A 23,098-nucleotide genomic window follows, 5' to 3' on the forward strand; every position below is an offset into this window, starting at 1 on the left:
GTGGCGCTCACGCGCGACCACACGACCGAGGACCACGACCGGCTCGCGGGCCTGTTCCCCGAGGTCGAGTTCGAGTGGATCGCCTGCGACGACATCGACTACGGGCCGGTGCTGGGCATCCTCGCGGCGCTGGCCTCCGGTGCGCTGGGCGGTGCGCTGGTCGGCGGCGTCGAGCTCACCGACCTGCCCGACCCCGCCGCCGCGCGCGCGGCGCTGGACGCGGCGGGCTTCGTGGTGAGCCTCGAGGTCCGGGCGTCCGAGGTGACCGAGCGCGCCGACGTGGTGCTGCCGGTCGCCCCGCCCGTCGAGCGTGCGGGCTCGTACTGGAACTGGGAGGGCCGGGTGCGGTCCTTCGGCGCGGCGCTCGAGTCGAACGCGCTGCCGGACCACCGCGTGCTGCACGTGCTGGCCCAGCAGCTCGGCGCCGACCTGCAGTCGGGCACGCCCGCGGAGGCGCACCTCGGCGTCGCGCTCACGCAGCGCGAGGCCTGGGTCGGCGGCCGGGTGGCCGCCCCGAGCGCCGCGCAGACCGCCGCGCCGCAGGTCGGGCCGGGTCAGGCGGTGCTCGCCACGTGGCGGCTCCAGCTCGACGCGGGCCGCGGCCAGGACGGTGAGCAGTTCCTCGCCGGGACGGCCAAGCAGCCGGTCGCGCGCCTGTCGGCCGCCACGGCGGAGGGCTTCGGCGTGGCCGACGGCGGCCGCGTCGCCGTCAGCACCGCGCGTGGCACGGTCGAGCTGCCGGTCGCCGTGACCGACGGCATGGTCGACGGCGTCGTGTGGCTGCCGCTGAACAGCGTGGGCAGCCGTGTGCACGCGACGCTCGGCGCGGTGGCGGGCGACCTGGTCGCCGTCGCACCCGCCGGCGCCAACGAATCCGAGAGGCAGGGGTGATGGACCACGCGATCCTCGCGGCAGCGGCGCCCGGCGTCGCCGCCGACTTCTCGCAGGAGACGATCTGGGCCTCGGTCGTGAAGGCCGTGCTCATCGTGGTCTTCCTGCTCACCAGCGTGCTGTTCGCGATCTGGTTCGAGCGCAAGGTCGTCGCCCGGATGCAGGTGCGGCCCGGCCCGAACTGGCACGGCCCCTTCGGTCTGCTCCAGTCGCTCGCCGACGCCATGAAGCTCCTGCTCAAGGAGGACATGACGGTCACGCGGGCCGACAAGTTCGTGTACCTGCTGGCGCCGATGATCTCGGTGTTCTGCTCGCTGCTGGTGTTCGCCGTCATCCCGTTCGGGCCGAGCCTGCCGTTCCCGTGGACCGACTGGACCACGCCGGCGCAGCTCACGGACTTCCCCGTCGCGGTGCTCTACATCCTGGCGGCGGCGTCGCTCGGCGTGTACGGCATCGTGCTCGGCGGCTGGTCGTCGGGCTCGACCTACCCGCTGCTGGGCGCCGTGCGCTCGACGGCCCAGGTGATCAGCTACGAGCTGGCCATGGGCCTGTCGCTCGTGAGCGTGTTCATCATGGCCGGGTCGATGTCGACGTCCCAGATCGTGTCGAGCCAGTCGCAGATCTGGTGGTTCATCCCGCTCGCCCCCGCCTTCGTGATCTACGTGATCTCGATGATCGGCGAGACCAACCGCCTCCCGTTCGACCTCCCCGAGGCCGAGGGCGAGCTCGTCTCCGGCTACATGACCGAGTACTCGTCGATGAAGTTCGCCTGGTTCTTCCTGGCGGAGTACATCAACATGCTCAACGTGTCCGCCGTGTGCGTGACGCTCTTCCTGGGCGGCTGGCGCGCGCCGGTGCCCGAGGGCTTCCTCGGCGGCGCGCTCAACGAGGGCTGGCTGCCGATCATCTGGTTCCTCGTGAAGCTCTGGGCCCTGATGTTCGTCTTCGTGTGGGTGCGCGGCACGCTGCTGCGCCTGCGCTACGACCAGTTCATGGTGTTCGGCTGGAAGATCCTCATCCCCGTCGCGCTGGCCTGGGTCGTCGTGCTCGCCGTCGTGCAGTGGCTGCAGCGCGTGCAGGGCGTCACCTACCAGCAGTTCGTGCCGGTGATCGTCGGTGCGGCGGTCGTCTTCGTCGCGATCATGTGGTTCTGGCCCGAGAAGAAGCAGCCGCCCGCCGACGACGGCGAGGCCGAGCCGGTCGACGCGTTCGCCGGCGGCTACCCGGTGCCCCCGCTGCCCGGCCAGACGCTGCCCCCGTCCAAGCGGTTCGGAAAGGAGGTCCGTGGTGAGTGAGCGTGAGAAGGAGTACCAGCCCCTGCGCCCGCAGCCGGGGCCCATCGCGGAGATCTTCGCCCCCGTGGCAGGCTTCGGCGTGACGCTGTCGTCGATGTTCAAGCCCACGGTCACGGAGCAGTACCCCCGCAAGAAGGTGCAGCCGCAGCGCCGCTACCACGGCCGTCACCAGCTCAACCGGTACGCCGACGGGCTGGAGAAGTGCATCGGCTGCGAGCTGTGCGCGTGGGCGTGCCCCGCCGACGCGATCTACGTCGAGGGCGCGTCCAACGCGGACCTGCCCGAGAACGCGGGCCGCGAGGTCAGGGCCGACGACTCGGGCGGGGCGCACATGAGCCCCGGCGAGCGGTACGGCCGCGTCTACCAGATCAACTATCTGCGGTGCATCTTCTGCGGGCTGTGCATCGAGGCGTGCCCCACCCGGGCGCTGACCATGACCAACGACTACGAGCTGGCCGGCAACACCCGCTCGGGCATGATCTACGAGAAGCAGGACCTCCTGGCCCCGCTCGCCGAGGGCATGCTCGCAGCGCCCCACCCGATGGTGGAGGGCACCACGGACACCGACTACTACAGCGGTGACGTGCTCGGCCCGACGACGGCGCAGGTCGACTGGGTCCGGGAGCACCGGCCCGAGGACGAGACGCTCGAGGCGGCGCAGGCCGCGGCGTCCGGGCAGGCGCCCGCGCCGACCCTGCGCAAGCACGAGCTGCGGCCCGACGAGGGGCCCGGCGCGGCCGAGCGGTCCGCCGGCGCCGCCGCCGTGGGCTCGGTGCGCGAGGACGAGGGCTCGACGACGGGTGCGCGCGCCACGAGCGAGCCCGGTTCGACGTCCGAGGCGCAGCTCACCGGCGCCCCCGCCCGCACGGAGGTGACGGCATGACCCCGGCCGGGCTCGAGATCTCGGGCGGCGAGACCGTGCTGTTCTGGGTGGTCGCCCCGCTCATGGTGCTCGCCGCGCTGGGCCTGCTGTTCGTGCGGCGGGCCGTGCACGCGGCGATGTGCCTCGTGTTCGTCATGATCAGCATGGCGATCCTCTACATCGCGCAGGAGGCGCCGTTCCTCGGCGTCGTCCAGGTGGTCGTGTACACGGGCGCCGTGATGATGCTGTTCCTGTTCGTGCTCATGCTCGTGGGCGTCGACGCGTCGGACTCGCTCACGGAGACGATCCGTGGCCAGCGCTGGATCGGCCTGCTCGTCGGGCTGGGCCTCGCGCTCGTGCTGGGCGGCGTCGTGGGCCGGGCGGCCTTCCCGCCCGGCGCGGGCCTGGCCGGGGGAGACCCGGCGGGCGTCGCCAACCCGCAGGCGCTGGCGCGCGTGCTGTTCGGCGACTACGTGCTCGCCATGGAGGCCGTCGGCGTGCTGCTCGTCACCGCGGCGGTCGGCGCGCTCGTGCTCACGCACCGCCGCAGGCTCACGCCGAAGCAGAACCAGCGCACGGTCGCCGAGGCGCGCGTCAAGGCGCTCACCGAGGGCGTCAGCCTCACGCCGCTGCCCTCCCCGGGCGTCTACGCGACGTCCAACGCCATGGACACGCCGGCGCTCGGCCCCGACGGCGAGCAGATCCCGCAGTCGGTGTCCCGCGTGCTGCGCATCCGCGGCCAGGAACGACCCGCCCCGCACGCCGGCGTCGCGCTCGTGGACGCCGACGCGCCCACGGGCGCCGCGGCGCCGCGGCGCGGCGAGGAGGACGTCTGATGGAGATCACCAACTACGTGGTGCTCGCCGCCGTGCTGTTCGCGATCGGGGCGACGACGGTGCTGCTGCGCCGCAACGCCATCGTCGTGTTCATGGGCGTCGAGCTCATGCTCAACGCGACCAACCTCGCCTTCGTCACCTTCGCCCGGCTGCACGGCGACCTGACGGGCCAGGTGCTCGCGTTCTTCGTCATGGTCGTCGCGGCGGCGGAGGTCGTCGTCGGCCTCGCCATCATCGTGACGATCTTCCGTACCCGCCGGTCGGCCTCGGTCGACGACGTCAACCTGCTCAAGGGCTGAGGGGGAGACAGTGAACGACGTGATCGGGCTCGCCCCCTGGCTGATCGGCTTCCCGCTGATCGGCGCGGCAGTGCTGCTGCTGGGCGGCAGGGCCACCGACCGCTGGGGCCACTGGCTCGGCGTGCTGGCCTCCGGCGCCGCCGCCGTGGTCGGCTTCATCCTGCTGTTCCGCATGATCGGTACGCCGGCCGAGGAGCGCGCCGTCGACCACAGCCTGGGGACGTGGCTGTCCGCAGGCGGTCTCGACGTGGACCTCGGGCTGCGGCTGGACCCGCTGTCCATGACGTTCGTGGTGCTCGTGACCTTCGTGGGCACGCTCATCCACATCTACTCCGTGGCCTACATGGACCACGACGTCGACCGGCGCCGGTTCTTCGCGTACCTCAACCTGTTCGTCGCGGCCATGCTCACGCTGGTCCTCGCCGACTCCTACCTCCTGCTCTTCGTGGGCTGGGAGGGCGTGGGCGTCGCGTCCTACCTGCTCATCGGGTTCTGGGACACCGGACGGCCGACGGCGCGCGAGAACGCGGTGGCGGCCAAGAAGGCGTTCGTCATGAACCGCGTGGGCGACATGGGGCTCATCGCCGCCATGGCGATCCTCTTCGCGACGGTCGGCAGCGTCGGCTTCGCCGACGTCCTGCCCGCGGCCGGCGGGCTGTCGGAGGGCACGGCCACCGCCGTCGGCCTGTGCCTGCTGCTCGCCGCGTGTGGCAAGTCGGCGCAGTTCCCGCTCCAGGCATGGCTCGGCGACGCGATGGCCGGCCCGACGCCGGTGTCCGCGCTCATCCACGCCGCCACGATGGTCACGGCGGGCGTCTACCTCATGGTGCGTTCCGGCCCGATCCTCGAGGCTGCTCCCACGGCACAGCTCGTCGTCGTGGTCGTCGGCGCGGTGACCCTGCTGTTCGGTGCGGTCGTCGGTACCGCGAAGGACGACATCAAGAAGGCGCTGGCTGCCTCGACGATGTCCCAGATCGGCTACATGATGCTCGCCGCGGGCCTCGGCCCCGCCGGGTACGCGTTCGCGATCTTCCACCTGCTCACGCACGGCTTCTTCAAGGCGGGCCTGTTCCTCGGCGCCGGCGCCGTGATGCACGCGATGGGCGACCAGACCGACATGCGCCGCTTCGGCGGGCTGTCGCGCTTCCTGCCCATCACGTGGATCACGATGGGCCTGGGCTGGCTCGCGATCCTCGGCATCCCGCCGTTCTCCGGGTACTGGAGCAAGGACGGGATCATCGAGGCCGCGTTCATCCCCGTGGACGGGCAGCCCTGGCGCGCCTGGGTGTTCGGCACCGTCGCCGTCGTCGGCGCCGCGATCACCGCGTTCTACATGACCCGCCTGTTCTTCATGACCTTCGGCGGGCGCCGCCCGCGCTGGACCGAGAACCAGCATCCGCACGAGGGCTCGCCCCTCATGTGGTGGCCGCTGGTGTTCCTCGGCGTCGGCTCGGCCGGCCTGGGTCTCGTGCTCGGCATCGGCGGCACGTTCACCACCTGGCTCGAGCCGGTGGTCGGCCACGCCGAGCACCACGAGCCCGTGCTGCCGGTGCCGGTCATCATCGGCGCGACGCTCGTGCTCGTCCTGCTCGGTGCCGCCCTCGCGTTCCGGATGTACGCGGTGCAGCTCGTGCCGGAGGAGGCCCCGCGCGGCTCGTTCCTCACCCGGGCGGCCCGCAGGGACCTCTACCAGGACGCGGCCAACGAGACGCTGGTCGTGCTGCCCGCCCACGGCATCGCCCGGCTCGTGCAGGTGGGCGACCGGGACGTCGTCGACCGCGGCTGGGGCGTCCTGCCGCTCGCCGTCTCGTGGTTCGGCGCGATGTTCCGCAAGGTGCAGACGGGGTACGTGCGCTCGTACGCCGCGGGCATGGCGGGCGGCGTCCTGGTCATCGCCCTCGTGGCGTGGCTCGTTGTCCGGCTCGGCGCAGGCCTCGGCGGTGCCCAGTGATCGGAGGAGAGATGTTTCCCTGGCTGACCGTGCTCATCGCATGGCCGCTGGTCGGCGCCGCCGTGGTGGGCCTGAGCGCGCTGGTGCGCCGCCGCACGGGGCCTGCGGGCGGCGGCACCGGCCTGGCCCGGCCGCTGGCGCTCGTGTTCTCGCTCGTCGAGGTGGGTCTGCTGGTCGGGGCCTTCCTGGCGTTCGACACGGGCGCCGCCGACGAGCACCAGCTCGGCACCACGGCCTCGTGGATCCCGCAGATCGGTACCTCGTACGCCGTCGCCGTCGACGGCGTCGGCCTGCTGCTCGTGGCCCTGTCCGTGGTGCTCGTGCCGCTCGTGCTGCTCGCCGCCTGGCGCGAGCAGGGCCACGACGAGGTGCGGCTGCGCCGGTTCGTCGCCCTCGTGCTGCTGCTCGAGGCGTTCATGGTGGCCGTGTTCAGCGCGCGCGACGTGTTCCTCTTCTACGTGCTGTTCGAGGCCATGCTCATCCCCGCCTACTTCCTCATCGGCGGGTTCGGGCAGGGCCCGGGACGGCGCCGCGCCGCGGTCAAGTTCCTCATGTTCAGCCTGGGCGGCGGGCTCATCATGCTCGCCGCGGTCATCGCGCTGTACTTCCTCGCGGTGAGCAACGGCGTCGACCCGAGCAGGGCGTTCCTCGTGGACGAGCTGGTCGCCGTGGACCTGGGCACGACGGCCGAGCGCCTCATGTTCGTCGGGTTCTTCATCGCCTTCGCGATCAAGGCCCCCATGGTCCCGGTGCACAGCTGGCTGCCCGACGTCGCGGGCAACGCGACCCCCGGCACGTCGACCCTGCTGATCTGCGTGCTCGACAAGGTCGGCACCTTCGGCATGCTCACGCTGTGCCTCCCGCTGTTCCCGGAGGCCTCGCGGTGGGCGGCGCCGTTCGTCATCGCGCTCGCGGTGATCTCGGTGCTGTACGGGGCGGTCATGGCGATCATGCAGACCGACCTGCTCCGCCTGGTCGGCTGGACCTCGGTGAGCCACTTCGGCTTCATCATCCTCGGCATCTTCACGTTCACGCCGCTGGGCACCGCCGGGTCGAGCTTCATGATGCTCAACCACGGCCTCGCCACCGGCGCGCTGTTCCTCGTGGCCGGGTTCCTCGTGTCCCGCCACCCGGAGCGGTCGCAGAAGATCGCCGCGTACAGCGGGCTGCGGTCGACGACGCCGGTGCTCGCCGGCACCTTCCTCGTGGCGGGCCTGGCGACGCTGTCGCTGCCCGGCCTCGCCACGTTCGCCAGCGAGATCATGGTGCTGATCGGCGCGTTCGGCGGCGAGCCCGCCGGCTCGGCGGCCTGGACCCTCGCCGCCGTCCCCGGCGTCGTGCTCGCCGCGGTGTACGTGCTCCTGACCTACCAGAAGATCTTCACGGGGGCGCCCGCGGCAGGGCTCGAGACCCTGCCCGACCTGCGGGTGCGTGAGCGCGTCGTCGCGGCGCCGCTCGTGGCGGGCCTCCTCGTGCTCGGCTTCGTGCCGAGCCTTGCCCTGACCTACGTGAACGCGCCCGCCGAGCAGTCGGTGGCCGCCGTCACGGCGGTCGACGTACCGGCGGACGCCGCCGCGCAGATGGGGAGCGACAAGTGACCACCTTCGTGCCGCCAGAGATCGACTGGCTCGCGCTCGCCCCGCTCATCGTGGTGCTCGGCGCGGGCGTCGTCGGCATCCTCGTCGAGGCGTTCGTGCCCGCACGGGCACGCCGCACCACCCAGATCGTCCTGGCGCTGGCCGCGCTGGCGGGCGGGCTCGCCTTCGTCGCGGTGCTGTGGCCGCAGATCGTGGCCCAGCCGGTGCAGGTCGTGGGGGGCAGCGTCACGCTCACGCCGTTCGCGCTCGCCGCGCAGGGCATCGTCGCCGTGCTCGCCTTCCTCGGCGTGCTCGTCGTCGCCGACCGCACGAGCACGGGGCAGGACGCGTTCGCGCCCACGGCCTCCGCGGTGCCCGGCACCTCGTACGAGGACCTGGCGCGCCGGGCCGGGCTCGTGCAGACGGAGATCTACCCGCTGCTGCTGTTCGCGACCGGCGGCATGATGCTGTTCGCGTCGACCGACGACCTCGTGGTCATGTTCATCGCGCTCGAGGTGCTGTCGCTGCCGCTGTACGTGCTGTGCGCGACGGCGCGCCGACGCCGCCTGCTCTCGCAGGAGGCCGCGGCCAAGTACTTCCTGCTCGGCGCGTTCGCCTCGGCGCTGTTCATCTTCGGCGTCGCGCTGATCTACGGGTTCGCGGGCACCGTGCGGCTGCTGCAGATCGCGCAGCAGGTGCAGGGCGGCATGCTGCCGCTCGAGGGCATGAGCGTGCTGCTCGTCGCGGGCGTCCTCCTGGTCACCGTCGGCCTGCTGTTCAAGGTCGGCGCCGTGCCGTTCCACGCGTGGACGCCCGACGTCTACACCGGCGCGCCCACCCCGATCACCGGGTTCATGGCGGCCTGCACCAAGGCGGCGGCCGTCGTCGCGCTGGTCCAGGTGCTGTACCGGACCTCGATCGGCGTGCAGGCCGTGGACCCGCAGATCCTGCGACAGCTCCAGGTCGTGATCGTCGTGGTCGCGATCGCGACGATGGTGGTCGGTGCCGTGGTCGGCTCCGTCCAGTCCGACGTCAAGCGTCTGCTGGCCTACTCCTCGATCGCGCACGCGGGCTTCCTGCTCGTCGGCATCGCGGGCTTCAACGCCCAGGTGCAGGCGTCGACGCTGTTCTACCTGCTGGCCTACGGCCTCTCGACGGTCGGCGCGTTCGCCGTGGTCACCCTGGTGCGCGAGCGCCGGGTGGCGTCGGGCTCCCGCTCGGGCGAGGACAACGGCCCGGTGGCCGACGACGGCGTCGTGCTCGGCGAGGCGACGGAGATCGCGCAGTGGGCCGGTCTGGGCCGCAAGGCCCCGTGGCTCACCGCGGCGTTCGGAATCTTCCTGCTGTCGATGGCGGGCATCCCGCTCACCGCGGGGTTCGTCGCCAAGTTCGGCGCGTTCTCCGGCGCGGTGACCGGCGGCCTGTGGTGGCTCGCCGTGCTCGGCGTGCTGGCGTCGATCGTCACCGTCGCGTTCTACCTGCGCCTGCTCGTCGTCATGGTGTTCCGCCGGGCGGACGACGAGACGGTGCCGGAGCAGGTGCCGGACGCCGAGGACCTCGACGCGTCCGAGACGGCGGGGGCGTCCGGCGGGACGGCTCCGGCCGCCCTCGCGACGGCGCAGGTCACGGCCGCGCAGCGGGTCGTCGTCACCGTCGCGCGGTCGCGCGGTCCCGCCGCCGTCGCCGTCGCGGTGTGCGCCGTGGCGACCGTGATTCTCGGCGTATTCCCGTCCCCGGTTCTCGATCTGGTGGAACAGGCAAGTAAGTTCGTGCCGTGACCTCAGCACCGCTGCCGCCCCGGACGACGTCGGGTACGCCCGCGACGGCGACCCCGGCCGCCTCGTCGACCCTTCCCGACCCGACCGCGCTGGGACTCCCGGTCACCGACCCGGAGCTGGCCGCGCGGCTCGCGGACCGGCTGACGCTGGTCGACGAGGCGCTGCTGGAGGCCGTCGCCAGCGCCGACCGGCTGGCCGACGGCGCCTCCCGCCACCTCATCGACGCGGGCGGCAAGCGGTTCCGGCCGCTGCTCACCCTGCTCACGGGTGAGCTGGGCGACGGGACGGTGCCGGGTGTGATCGACGCGGCGGTCGTGGTGGAGCTGACGCAGGTGGCGTCGCTCTACCACGACGACGTCATGGACTCGGCGCCCATGCGGCGTGGTGCGCCGTCGGCCCACATGGTGTGGGGCAACTCGGTGGCGATCCTCGTGGGCGACATGCTGTTCGCCCGTGCCTCGGCCAGGGTGGCCGAGCTGGGCCCGGAGGCCGTGATCCTGCAGTCGCGCACGTTCGAGCGCATGTGCCTCGGCCAGCTCCACGAGACCATGGGGCCGGACGAGGGCGCCGACGGCGTGGAGCACTACCTGCAGGTCCTGTCCGACAAGACGGCGTCGCTGCTGTCGGCGTCGGCCCGGCTCGGCGCGATGATCGCGGGGGCGCCGGCCGAGCACGTCGAGGCGGTCGGCGCCTACGGCGAGAAGGTGGGCGTCGCCTTCCAGCTCGCCGACGACGTGCTCGACGTCGCCAGCTCGGGCGAGACCTCGGGCAAGACGCCGGGCACCGACCTGCGTGAGCACGTGCCGACCATGCCGGTGCTGCTGCTGCGGCAGCGGGTCGCCGCGGGCACGGCCACCGACGAGGACCGCGACCTGCTCGCCGCGCTCGACGGCGACCTGTCCTCGGACGAGGCGCTCGCCGCCGTGGTCGAGCGCCTGCGGGCGCACGACGTGCTGGCGGAGACCCGCGAGCACGCGGTCCGCTGGGCGCGCGCCGCGGCGGCCGAGCTCGCGCCGCTGCCGGACGGTCCGGTGAAGGAGTCGCTCGAGGAGTTCGCCCAGGTCCTGGCCGACCGGGCGGTCTGACGGGCACGGGCCCGGGCGCTCGCTAGGATGCTGGCGGGCAACGGGGGGCGTGGTGGTGGACGCGGTGTCAGATCGGGTGTCCGACCCGGAGACGGACGAGCTGACGCACGAGGCGCTGCACGAGGCCGGGGTGGTCGCGGAGCGCTCTCGGCCGGCTCCTGGTGTGATCGCCTCCTGGGCCTTCGTCGCGCTGTTCGCGGGCACGCTCCTCGCGCTGGCCCTCCTCCAGGACGGCGAGGCGACCGCGGAGGTCGACCTCGACGACTCCGGCGTGTGGGTCACGCAGACCGAGTCGGGCCGGCTGGGCCGGTTCAACGACCAGGCGCGGGCCATGGACAGCACGCTCCTGGCCGGGTCCTCGACGTTCGACGTGCAGCAGGACGAGTACCGCGTGCTGCTCACCGACGCCGGGGCGTCGTCGGCGAGCCCCGTCGACCCCGCGCAGCTCACCACGGCGGGGCCGGTCGTGGCCCCCCGGGGTGCGCTCGTCGCGTCGGGCGGGCGCACGACCGCGATCCTCGACCCCGACTCCGGGCGGCTGTGGGTGCTGCCGTTCGACGGCCTGACTGCCTTCGACGAGGAGCAGCTCGAGCCGACGGTGGAGGTCGGCACCGGCGGCCGGCTCGCGGTCGGGACCGACGGCACCGTGCACGTCGCGGTCGCTCGCGACCGGACCCTGTACCGCGTCGAGACCGGTGCGCAGGGTGCGCCCGGCGAGGTGCGCGAACGTGACCTGTCCGTCGCCGAGGACGCTGATCTGGACGTCACTGCCGTCGGCCCCGACCCGGTGGTGCTCGACCACACGGCCGCGGCGCTCGTGCTTCCCGGGGGCGACGTCGTCGACCTCGCCGGGGCCGCGGAGGCCCGGCTCCAGCAGCCGTCGGACGCGGCACGGTCCGTCCTCGTCGCCACGCCGTCGGCCCTGGTCGCGCAGCCTGTGCGCGGGGGCGAGGCGACGGTCCGGCCGGCCGACGGCGTGCCTGCGGCTCCCGTGCGGGTCGGCGCGTGCACGTTCGGCGCGTGGTCGGGCACGGGGCTGGTGATCCGGGACTGCCCGGGCACGGACCGTGACGTGGACGAGTACCTCGAGGGCGCCGACGGCGAGCTCGCCTACCGGGTCAACCGCCAGGTCGTGGTGCTCAACGATGTGGGCGACGGCACCCTGTGGATGGCCGCCGACGACTTCGAGAAGGTCGACGACTGGGACCTGACGATGCCGGAGGACGCGGTCGGCGAGCGGACCGAGACCGAGTCCACGACGCCGGAGCTCGTGGACCAGGTGGTCACCGAGCGGGACCGGCCCAACCGGCCACCGGCACCGACGGACGACGACCTCGGTGTGCGTCCCGGGAGGACGACGGTGCTGGACGTGCTCGGCAACGACGTCGACCCCGACGGCGACGTGATGACCGCCGGCGTGTCCTCGGCCCCACCGGCCCGCAGCGGCGTCGCGGTGCGCCGTGTGCTCGACGGCCTGGCGCTCCAGGCGGACGTGCCGGCGGACGCGTCGGGCACCGTCCGGTTCACCTACACGGTCGACGACGGCAGGGGCGGTACGGCGGACGCCGACGTGCGCCTGCGCGTGGTGCCGCCGGGCGAGAGTGCCCCGCCCGTGCCGGAGGGCGAGCCGGTGCTGCGCGTCGGGCAGGGCGGCTCCGCGTCGGTCAAGGTGCTGCCGTTCTGGCGCGACCCGGACGGCGACGACCTCGTGCTGACCAGCGCCGCGACGACCGACCCGGCCGACGAGACCCGGTTCCGCCCGGACGGCACCGTCGAGTTCCGGGACGGCGGGGGTGCCGTGGGCCGCAAGGTTGTCGACCTCACGGTCACCGACAGCACGGGCGCGGTCGGCGAGGGCAAGCTCCTCGTGGACGTCGTCGCCACGCAGGAGCCGCCGGTCGCCGTGGGCGACCACGTGGCGGTGCCCGCCGGGCAGCCCGTCACGGTGCGGCCGCTGGAGAACGACACCGACCCGAACGGTGACCGCCTGCGGCTGGTCGACGTCGCGGAGCAGGCGCCCGCGACGATCACGCCGAACTACGCCGCGGGCACGTTCCGCTTCGTGGCCGACGAGCCGGGCAGCTACGACCTCGCCTACCGGGTCAGCGACGGCCCGGACGCCGCGCTCGGCCTCGTCCGGGTCGACGTGCTGCCCCCGCCGGAGGACGACGGCGTCCCCGTGACCGTCGCCGACACGGTGCTGCTGCCCGCGGGCGGGACCGCGCTCGTGGACGTCCTGGCGAACGACACCGACCCCGCGGGCGGCGTGCTCGTGGTGCAGTCGGTGACCGTCCCCGACGACGCCCCCGTCACGGCGGCCGTGCTCGACCACCACGTGCTGCGCGTGAACGAGGCCCGGCGGCTCGAGGCCCCTGTCGTGCTCGAGTACACCGTGGACAACGGTGCGGGGAGCGCTACCGGCCAGGTCCGGGTCGTGCCCGTGGCCGCCCCGGAGACGCCGCGGCCGCCGGAGGCGCACCCGGACGAGGCGGTCGTGCACGCGGGCGACGTCGTGACGGTGCCGGTGCTGCGCAACGACGACCACCCCGACGGCCTGGAGCTCACGCTCGCCGAGGAGCTCGTGGAGGAGCCGGAGCAGGGTGAGGCCTTCGTCTCGCAGGACACCGTGCGGTTCAAGGCCGACCTGGGCGCAGGCGGCACGGTCCACCTGGTCTACGAGGTGGCGGACCCGGGCGGGAGGCGGGACTCCGCCCAGGTGACGATCACCGTGGTGGACGGCGACGAGAACACCGCGCCGCAGCCGCCGGAGGTCACCGCGCGCGTGCTGTCCGGCGCGACCACGCGTGTCGCGGTCCCGCTGGACGGCAGCGACCCCGACGGCGACCATGTCCAGCTCGAGGCGATCGCCTCGCCGCCCGCCGCCGGGACCGTCGACATCGTGGACGGCGTGCTCGAGTACGCGGCCGGGGCGACCGCGGCCGGCGAGGACCGGTTCACCTACACGGTGACGGACACGCGGGGCGCGACCGCGGTCGGGACGGTGCGGGTCGGCGTGGCCCGCCCGCCGCAGCTCAACCAGGCGCCGCTCGCCGTGGACGACGAGCTGACGGTGCGGCCCGGGCGCAGCGTCGGCATCGACGTCCTCGCCAACGACTCCGACCCGAACGGCGACCAGGTCGGCCTCGTGCCGCGGTCGTTCGAGGGTGCCCCCGAGCTCGAGCCGGTGGTGGCCGACGACCTCGTCGTCGTCACGACCCCGCGCGACGAGGGGACGCACACCTTCTACTACCGGATCGCCGACACGTTCGCCGCGCGCGCCACGGGCGCCGTCACCGTCGAGGTCTCCCACGAGGCGCCGCTCCTGCGCCCTGTCGCGCGCGACGACGTCGTCGTGCCGCAGGACGTCACGGGCTCCACCGTGACGGTCGACGTGACGCGCAACGACGCCGACCCCGACGGGCTCGCGGACGACCTCGAGGTGAGCGTGCCCGACGCCGGACCCGACGGACCGACCGTCACGGAGGACGGGCAGGTGCGCGTGCCGCTGGGCGCTCGGCCGCAGGTCGTCACGTACGAGGTGACCGACTCCGACGGGCTGACCGCGAAGGCCTTCCTGCGCGTCCCGCGTGACGGCACCCTCCCGCGGCTGCGCGACGGCCTGGAGCCCGTCGAGGTGACGGCGGGCGAGCCCAGCGCGCTCGACCTCGAGGAGTACGTCGTGGTCGCGCCGGGCCGCACGCCCCGGCTGACGGACGAGACGCAGGTCGCGGCGACGGAGGGCGAGCACGAGGTGACCGGCCCGGCCCGGGTCACCTACACCCCGCACCGCGACTACTCCGGTCCCGCCGCCCTCACGTTCGAGGTCACCGACGGCGACGGTGTCGACGACCCCGAGGGCCGCACGGCCGTGCTCACGCTGCCGCTGGACGTGTTGCCGGGGCGCAACGGCCCGCCCGAGATCACGGGCACCCCCGTCGTCGAGGCGGCGGCGGGCGAGGAGACGACGCTCGACCTGGCCCGGTACGTCACCGACCCGGACGGCGACCCGCTCACCGTGACCACCGAGAGCGCGGGCGCCGGGCTGAGCCTCGCCACCACCGGCACGACCGTCCAGGTCACCCCGGCCCCCGACGTGCCGAAGGGCACCACCGTCGCCGTGGGCCTCACGGTGTCCGACGGCAACCACCCGCCCGTCGCCGGGCAGCTCACGATCACGGTCGTCGCCTCGACGCGCCCCCTCGCGCGCGCCACCCCGGACGAGGTGCCGGACGCGCACGAGGGCGAACCCGTGACGGTCGACGTGCTCGCCAACGACGTGAACCCGTTCCCGGAGGAGCCGCTCCGGCTCGTCTCCACCCGGCTCGAGTCCGGGCAGGGCACCGTCGAGGCGGCGGGGGACCACGTCCGCGTGACGCCGCCGGACGGGTTCCACGGCGTCACCGTGGTGCGCTACCGGGTGGCCGACGCGACCGGCGACCCGACCCGCGAGGTCGAGGGCGTCGCCCGCGTCACCGTGCTCGGCGCGCCCGAGGCGCCGCGCCCGCCCACGGTCGAGGAGGTGCGTTCGCGGACGGTCGTGCTCGGCTGGGACCCGCCCGCGGACAACGGCGCGCCGATCACCGGCTACCAGGTGCGGACCGGTGACGGAAGGATCACGGACTGCCCCACGACGACCTGTACGGTGACCGGGCTGACGAACACGAGGACCTACCGGTTCGCCGTGGCGGCCCGCAACGACGTCGGCACGTCGGGATGGTCGGGACCCTCCGCGGAGGCCACACCCGACGAGCGGCCCGACCCGCCCGCGCCGCCGACTCTGCGGTTCGGCGACGGGCAGCTCACCGTGACGTGGACGAACCGGACCTACACCGACCGGTCGCCCGTCGAGTGCGTCAACCTCGAGATCAGTCCGGCACCGCCGGCGGGCGGGATCCAGAAGACCTGCCTCGACGGGACGAGCACCGTGTGGGACGGTCTGCGCAACGGCACGGCGTACACGGTGCGGGTCCAGGCGCGCAACGCCGCGCCGGAGCCCTCCGACTGGTCGGACCCGTCGGCGCCCGAGACCCCCGCCGCGCCGCCCGGACGGCCGGACGCGCCGCGCGCGACGCGGGTCGACACCGCGCTGGGCGGCCAGGTGACGGTGCGCTGGACGGCGCCGGTGACGAACGGGGCACCGGTCACGAGGTACGAGCTGCGCGTCTTCCGCGACGGCGCGCTCGACGACACGAGGGCGGTGTCGGGCACCACGCAGGAGCTGCAGGGCCTCGACCCCCGGGCCGAGTACCGGTTCGCCGTCGTCGCGGAGAACATGGCGGGGCGCTCGCCGGTGAGCGCGCGGTCCGCCGCGCTCACGCCGTACGGCACCCCGGTGCTGCCCGGTGCCCCGACAGCAGAGCTGATCAGCGGCAACACCGACGGCAAGGCGCGTGTCTCCTGGGCCAGGGCGAGCGACTTCCGTGGCGACGGTCCGTACTACCAGGTGCGTGCCGACGGCTCGGACACCAAGCGGGCCGACGCTCCACCGAACACCTTCAGCGGGCTGGAGAACGGGCGGAGCCACACGTTCGAGGTCCGCGCGTGCAACGCGTACACGTGCTCGGCGTGGACGGCGCGCTCGAACGCCGTCGTGCCCTACACCGTGCCCGGTCGGCCGACGGTCGAGTGGACGAGGGACCGCACCGACGACGGGTTCTTCACGGTGTACCGGGCGGCCGACTCGGGTGGCCGGGACGTCACACGGACGGAGTGGGTGCTGAGCGGTGACCGCGACCGCACGGGCTCGGCGCAGGGCGCCGTCGAGCGGGTCACGGTGCCGACGGCACCGCACAAGAGCTACACGCTCAGGGCGCGGAGCTGCAACGCGGCGGGTTGCGGCGCCTGGGTGCAGCGGACGGGGACGACGGGTGACGCGGACTCCGACCGAGTGCTGCGGACCGTCAAGGCGGCGTCCGCAGGGGGCGGGGAGCGGTATGTGGGGCTGCAGGTCCGCGACGGTGAGCCGGGCGTCGAGTTCGCGATCCAGTGTTACGCGGACGGTGCGGCCTACTACCCCGACCGGTTCAGCTCCGAAGGAGTGCGGCACTGGCACGGCTACGACCGGTTCGACCGACGGCTGCAGCTCGACGCGGACGGCAACCTCGACGCCGAGCTGCCGTGCACCTGGGGTCGGGCAGGGGCTGAGGTGTGGGTCCGGACGGGCGCGTGGGGCGACGCGACGCACCTCACCTGGTGAGGCAGCCGCGCGTTCGGACGCCCTGTCGGCATGTCACCGGCGACCGATAGGCTGCGCGCACCGCTGTAGGACGACAACCTGAGGAAGACCTGTGCCCAGACTGAACGTGTCGCCACGCTCGGCCGTCTCCGCAGGTGTGGTGACGCTCTTCACCGGGGCCCTCGTGCTGCTCGCCGTGCTGCAGCAGGGGGAGGCCACCGCAGAGGTCGACCTGGACGACTCCGGCGTGTGGGTCACCAAGACCTCGGCGGGCCTGCTGGGCCGGTTCAACACCGAGGCCGAGGCGCTGGACGGCACGCTGCTGGCGGGGTCGTCGACGTTCGACGTGCAGCAGGCCGCCTACCGCGTGCTCATGACCGACCCGGGCGCCGCCACGGCGAACCCGGTGGACCCCGCGCACCTGGCGCTCGACGGCACGATGACGGTGCCCGCGGGATCCGTCGTCGCGTCGGGCGGGTCGACGACGGCGGTGCTCGACCCCGACGACGGGCGCCTGTGGGTGCTGCCGTTCTCCGGGGCCGCGCAGTTCGACGAGGAGCAGCTCGAGCCGACGGCGGAGCTGGCCCCCGGGACGCGGGTCGCCGTCGGGACGGACGGCACGGTGTACGCGGCCGTGCCGCGGCAGGGCCGCCTCGTCACGGTGCCGACGACCACGGCGGGCGTCGCCGGCGAGCCGACGGAGACGGAGCTGTCGGTGGCGCAGGACGCCGAGGTGGAGCTGACGGCGGTGGGGGACGACCCGGTCGTGCTCGACCGCACCGCCGGGGCTCTCGTGCTGCCCGGAGGCGACGTCGTCGACCTGACCGACGCGGCGTCGGCCCGCCTGCAGCAGCCGTCCGGCGCGGCGGACGCCGTCGTCGTCGCGACCCCGCAGGGGCTCGTCACGCAGCCCCTCTCGGGCGACGACGCCACGACCCGCCGCGCGTCCGGTACGCCCGCGGCCCCCGTGCAGCTCGGCGGGTGCACGTACGGCGCCTGGTCCGGCACCGGGCAGGTGGTGCGGGACTGCAGCGGCACCGACCGGGACGTCGACGAGACGCTCGAGGGCGCGGACGGCGAGCTCGCCTACCGCGTCAACCGCCTGGCGATCGTGCTCAACGACGTGGCGGACGGCACCCTGTGGATGGCTGCCGACGACTTCGAGAAGGTCGACGACTGGGACCTCACGATGCCGGAGGAGGCCGAGGGCGAGAAGGTCGAGTCCGAGACCACGACGCCCGAGATGGTCGACCAGTTCCTTGCCGAGCGGGACAAGCCGAACCGGCCGCCGGAGCCGAAGGACGACACCCTGGGCGTGCGCCCGGGCCGCACCACGGTGCTCGACGTGCTCGCCAACGACATCGACCCGGACGGCGACGTCATGACCGTCACTGTCGAGGGCCCGGGCGGCGAGACGGGAGTCACCGTCGACCGCGTGCTCGACGGCGCGGCGCTCCAGGCGGACGTGCCGCAGACGGCGACCGGCAGCACGACGTTCCGCTACACCGTGGACGACGGGCGCGGCGGGACGGCCGAGGCGAAGGTGCGGCTCACCGTGGTGCCGCCGGGCGAGAACGCGCCGCCCGAGGCCCGCGGCGAGCCCGTGCTGCGCGTCGCGCAGGGCGGGGACGCGCGCATCCGCGTGCTGCCGTTCTGGCGCGACCCGGACGGCGACGACCTGGTCCTCTCGAGCGCGACCACCGCCGACCCGGCCGACGAGGTGCGCTTCCGGCCCGACGGCACCGTCGAGTTCCGGGACAGCGGCACCACGACGGGTCGCAAGATCGTCGACCTCACCGTGTCGGACGGGCTGGACCAGGTGGGCGAGGGCCGCCTGCTGGTCGACGTCGTCGCGACGCAGGAGCCGCCCGTCGCCGTCGCCGACCACGTCACCGTCCAGGCCGGCGACCCGGTCACCGTCGAGCCGCTGCGCAACGACACCGACCCCAACGGGGACCGGCTCCGGCTGGTCAGCGTGTCCGAGCGGGCGCCGGCGACCGTCACGGAGAACTACGCGGCCGGCACGTTCCGGTTCGTCAGCCAGGACCCGGGCAGCTACGACCTCACCTACCAGGTCAGCGACGGCCCGGACTCGACGATGGGCCTCGTCCGCGTGGACGTGCTGCCCCCGCCGCAGGACGCGGGGCCGCCCGTCGTCGTGGGGGACACCGTGCTGCTGCCGGCCGGCGGCTCGGCGCTCGTGGACGTGCTCGCCAACGACACGGACCCGTCCGGCGGCGTGCTCGTGGTGACGTCGGTCGAGGCCGACGCGGGCGTCACCGCCGCGGTGCTGGACCACCACGTGCTGCGGGTCGCCGAGACCGCGCGCCTGGACCGCCCCGTGACCCTGCGGTACACGGCGTCGAACGGCGCGCAGAGCGCCGTCGGCGAGGTGCGCGTGGTGCCGGTGGCCGCCCCGACCCGGCTGCGCCCGCCCGAGGCGGTGGCCGACGAGATCACCGTGCACACGGGCGACGTGGTCACGGTGCCCGTGCTGAAGAACGACGCGCACCCGGACGGCCTGGAGCTCACGCTCGCCGAGGAGCTCGTCGAGGGCCCGGAGTCCGGCGAGGCGTTCGTCTCGGAGGACACCGTGCGGTTCCGGGCGGGGTCGCAGGCCGGCACGGTGCACGTCGTGTACGAGGTGCGGGACAGCAACAACCAGAAGGACTCGGCGCAGGTCACGATCAACGTGACCGACACGCTCGAGAACGCGGCGCCGCAGCCGCCGGACACGACGGCCCGCGTGCTCGCGGGCGCCGTCACGCGCGTCGCACTGCCGCTGGACGGCAGCGACCCGGACGGCGACCACGTCACGCTCGACGGGCTGTCCGTGCCGCCGAAGAAGGGCACGGTGCGCCTCGTGGACGGGTTCCTCGAGTACGAGGCCACGCGCGACGCGGCGGGCCGTGACGAGTTCCGCTACGCGGTGACGGACACGCGCGGCGCGTCCGCCGAGGGCACGGTGGCGGTGGGCATCGCGCGGCCGCCGGGCACGAACCAGCCCCCGACGGCGGGCGACGACACGACGCTCGTGCGCCCCGGCCGCGACGTCGCGGTCGACGCGCTCGCGAACGACTCCGACCCGGACGGCGACCAGGTCGCCCTGGTTCCTCGCTCGTTCGAGGGGGGTGACGCGCTCGACCCGCGCGTGGTCGACGGCATGGTGCTGGTCACGACCCCGGGCGGCGAGGGCACCCACACCTTCTACTACGGCATCGAGGACTCCTGGGCGGCCCGCGCGACGGGGTCGGTGACCGTGGAGGTGGCGCGCGACGCGCCGCTGCTGCGCCCGGTGGCCCGCGACGACACCGTCGCACCCGCCGACGTCACGTCGGACACAGTGACCGTCGACGTGCGGCGCAACGACACCGACCCGGACGGCGTGGCCGCCGACCTCGAGGTCGCGGTGCTCGGCCCGGACGGCGAGCCGGCCGAGGGCGTGACGGTGGACGAGGAGGGCGCCGTGACGGTGGCCCTCGGCGAGCAGCCGCGCGTGCTCACCTACACCGTGACCGACCAGGACGGCCTGGAGGGCAAGGCGTTCCTGCGCGTGCCGCGCGACGGGTCGCTGCCGCACCTGCGCCAGCCGGTCGAGGCGCTGCCGACCTACGCGGGCGAGACCCTCGAGATCGACCTCACGGAGTACGTGGTCGTCGCCGAGGGCAAGACGCCCCGGCTGACCGTCGAGGAGAAGGTGACGGCGGTCGAGGGCACGCGCGAGGTCACGAGCCCCACGACCCTGACCTACACGTCCGACGAGGACTACGTGGGCCCGGCGTCGGTCACGTTCGAGGTGACCGACGGCGACGGCCCCGACGACCCCGAGGGTCGCACCGCGGTGCTCACGCTGCCGATCGACGTGCGTGCGAGCCGCAACCAGCCGCCCGAGATCCGCGGGACCGCGCTGCTGGACGTCGCGGCGGGCGAGGAGGCGTCGCTCGACCTGTCGCGCCTCGTCGTCGACCCCGAGGGCGACCCGCTGACCGTCGAGGTGACCGGTGGCGCCGACGGGCTCACCCTCGGGACGCAGGGCACGACCGTGCTCGCCCAGGCGGACCCCTCGGTGCCGCGCGGCACCCGCGTCACCGTCCCGTTCACCGTGACCGACGGCGGTCACCCGCCGGTCGCGGGCGAGCTCGCCGTCACGGTGGTCGCCTCCACCCGGCCGCCGGCCCGCGCGAACCCCGACGAGGTGCGGGACGCCCACCAGGGCGAGGAGGTCACGGTCGACGTGCTGGCCAACGACGTGAACCCGTTCCCGGAGGAGCCGCTCACCGTGGTGGGCGCGGTGGTCGAGACGGGGCGGGGCAGCGCGGTGCCGACCGGCTCCGCGCTGACCGTCACACCGGCGGACACCTTCGTCGGCACGATGGTGGTGCGCTACCGCGTGGCGGACGCGACCGCCGACCCGGACCGCGAGGTCGAGGGCACGGTGCGGCTCACGGTGCTCGGGCGGCCCGAGGCGCCGCGCCCGCCGCGGGTCGAGGAGGTGCGCTCGGAGACGGTGGTGCTGAGCTGGGACGCGCCGTCCGACAACGGCGCGGAGATCACCGGGTACACCGTCCGGTCGGGCCGCGGCGACGCCACGGAGTGCGCCTCGACGACCTGCACGGTCACCGGGCTGCAGAACGACGTGGTGTACACGTTCACCGTCACGGCCACCAACGAGGTCGGGGAGTCCGACCCGTCCGGTCCCTCCGGGGAGGCGCGCCCCGACGAGAAGCCGGACAAGCCCGAGCCGCCCACGCTGCGGTTCGGGGACGAGTCGCTCACCGTCACGTGGAAGAACCGGACCTACACCGACCGGTCGCCCATCGAGTGCGTCAACCTGGAGATCAGCCCGGCCCCGGCCGACGGCGTGCTGCAGAAGCAGTGCGTGACCGGTACGTCCACCGTCTGGGACGGTCTCGCCAACGGCACGGCCTACACGGTCATGGTGCAGGCCGTGAACGCGGCGCCCGAGCCGTCCGACTGGAGCGACGCGTCCGCGCCCGAGGTGCCGGCGGCCCCGCCCGCCCAGCCGGCCGCGCCGAGCGCCCAGCGCGTCGACAACGCCCTCGGCGGCCAGATCACGGTGTCGTGGACGGAGCCGGCGAACAACGGCGACCCCGTGGCGCGCTACCACCTCGACGTGTTCGAGGACGGCACGCTGAAGGAGACCCAGACCGTCACGGGCACGTCCCGCGTGGTCTCGGGCCTGTCGCCCGAGGCGTCGTACACGTTCGCCGTCACGGCGGAGAACAAGGCCGGGCGCTCGCCCGCCAGCGCCCGGTCGCCCGAGCAGGTGCCCTTCGGGCAGCCGCAGGTCCCCGCCGCGCCGACGGCGGAGCTCGGCAGCACGACGAACGGCCAGGCGGTCGTCCGGTGGAGCGGCATCCCGGCGGACGCGTTCCGCGGCCCGGCGCACCGGTACGAGGTGCAGGGCAACGGGGTCCCCGCCCGGACGGCGTCGTCGCCCGCCACGATCACGGGCCTCTCGAACGGCACGCAGTACCGGTTCCAGGTGCGCGCGTGCAACCAGTACACGTGCTCCGCCTGGTCGGCGAGCTCCAACGGGGTCGTGCCCTACACGACGCCGGGTGCGCCCGGGGTGGCGTGGTCGCTGCGCTCGTCGAGCGAGGGCCGGTTCACGGTCAGCCCGCCCGGCAGCAACGGCGGCCGTGCGCTCCAGTCGATGCGCTACCGGATCGACGGCGGCGGCTGGCAGAACCTGAGCACGTCCGGCGGGACGGTCGACGTCGGGCCCGCGTACAGCAGGACCTGGACGATCGAGGCCCAGGCGTGCAACGAGGCGGGCTGCGGCGCGACGGCGTCGGGGAGCGGGCGCACCAACCCGAACCCGGCCAACCGCACCTTCACCATCTCGAAGGGTGCCGACGCGTCGAGCTCCTCGGGCTGCCGGCAGGGCGCCGCGTGCCGGTGGATCAACATGACGATCACCGGCTGGGAGCCGAACACGGCGTTCACGATGCGCTGCCTCTCCACCCAGCACGACCCGGCGGGCCAGGTGTACTTCCCGCGGTGGGAGGACGGCCCGTGGTGGGGCCAGGCGTGGGGCGTGCCGCTGCGCACGGACGCGAACGGCAACTGGTCGGGCCAGTCGGACTGCATGCACGGCTACACGGGCCAGTACACGTGGGTCGAGACGCAGCAGCTCGGCGAGTCCAACCACCTGCGATGGTGATCCGCGTGCTTCGCCGCCTTTTCGGTGCCGCTCACCAGACACACCCCTACAATCTGGACAAATGCTATGGGGAGTCCTCCCCAGCGAAACTCCGGGACTCTTCACCCACCTCCCCGGTAGGGTGCTTTCGTCGCCCCCGTGTGTACGTCCGGGCGAGCGGCT

The 23,098-nt window shown here is 73.8% G+C and carries 11 protein-coding genes; all 11 read left to right on the forward strand.

What is annotated here, in order from left to right:
• On the forward strand, positions 1-891 hold an 891-nt coding region (locus HLB15_RS03430), incomplete at its 5' end, for a molybdopterin dinucleotide binding domain-containing protein (protein ID WP_171103700.1).
• On the forward strand, positions 891-2,186 hold the full coding sequence (gene nuoH, locus HLB15_RS03435; RefSeq protein WP_171103701.1) for an NADH-quinone oxidoreductase subunit NuoH: 1,296 nt from the start codon (positions 891-893) through the stop codon (positions 2,184-2,186). The genes HLB15_RS03430 and nuoH, both read left to right, overlap by 1 nt.
• Complete coding sequence (gene nuoI, locus HLB15_RS03440) at positions 2,179-3,069, forward strand: NADH-quinone oxidoreductase subunit NuoI (RefSeq protein ID WP_171103703.1); 891 nt, start codon at positions 2,179-2,181, stop codon at positions 3,067-3,069. Before nuoH ends, nuoI begins: the two co-directional genes overlap by 8 nt.
• Positions 3,066-3,884 carry an NADH-quinone oxidoreductase subunit J gene (locus tag HLB15_RS03445; RefSeq protein WP_171103705.1) on the forward strand — a complete coding sequence of 273 codons (819 nt, stop codon included), beginning with the start codon at positions 3,066-3,068 and terminating at the stop codon, positions 3,882-3,884. Before nuoI ends, HLB15_RS03445 begins: the two co-directional genes overlap by 4 nt.
• A complete protein-coding gene (gene nuoK, locus HLB15_RS03450) occupies positions 3,884-4,183 on the forward strand; it encodes an NADH-quinone oxidoreductase subunit NuoK (RefSeq protein ID WP_171103707.1) in 300 nt (99 codons plus the stop codon). The genes HLB15_RS03445 and nuoK overlap by 1 nt, the downstream gene beginning before the upstream one ends.
• Positions 4,184-4,202: 19 nt before the next feature.
• Positions 4,203-6,134, forward strand: coding sequence for an NADH-quinone oxidoreductase subunit L (gene nuoL / locus HLB15_RS03455; protein WP_171103772.1), 1,932 nt, complete (start codon positions 4,203-4,205; stop codon positions 6,132-6,134).
• 11 nt (positions 6,135-6,145) lie between these two features.
• The gene (locus HLB15_RS03460) at positions 6,146-7,732 is read left to right on the forward strand and encodes an NADH-quinone oxidoreductase subunit M (RefSeq protein ID WP_171103709.1); all 1,587 of its coding nucleotides are present in this window, start codon (positions 6,146-6,148) and stop codon (positions 7,730-7,732) included.
• Positions 7,729-9,489, forward strand: coding sequence for an NADH-quinone oxidoreductase subunit NuoN (gene nuoN / locus HLB15_RS03465; protein ID WP_171103711.1), 1,761 nt, complete (start codon positions 7,729-7,731; stop codon positions 9,487-9,489). The genes HLB15_RS03460 and nuoN overlap by 4 nt, the downstream gene beginning before the upstream one ends.
• Positions 9,486-10,574 carry a polyprenyl synthetase family protein gene (locus tag HLB15_RS03470; RefSeq protein WP_171103713.1) on the forward strand — a complete coding sequence of 363 codons (1,089 nt, stop codon included), beginning with the start codon at positions 9,486-9,488 and terminating at the stop codon, positions 10,572-10,574. Before nuoN ends, HLB15_RS03470 begins: the two co-directional genes overlap by 4 nt.
• 64 nt (positions 10,575-10,638) lie before the next feature.
• Complete coding sequence (locus HLB15_RS03475; protein ID WP_229785588.1) at positions 10,639-16,770, forward strand: Ig-like domain-containing protein; 6,132 nt, start codon at positions 10,639-10,641, stop codon at positions 16,768-16,770.
• A 91-nt stretch (positions 16,771-16,861) separates the two neighbouring features.
• A complete protein-coding gene (locus HLB15_RS03480; protein WP_311979550.1) occupies positions 16,862-22,936 on the forward strand; it encodes an Ig-like domain-containing protein in 6,075 nt (2,024 codons plus the stop codon).
• The last annotated feature ends 162 nt before the right edge of the window (positions 22,937-23,098 follow it).

The sequence above is a fragment of the Promicromonospora citrea genome (assembly GCF_013004695.1).
Taxonomy (GTDB): Bacteria; Actinomycetota; Actinomycetes; order Actinomycetales; family Cellulomonadaceae; genus Promicromonospora; species Promicromonospora citrea.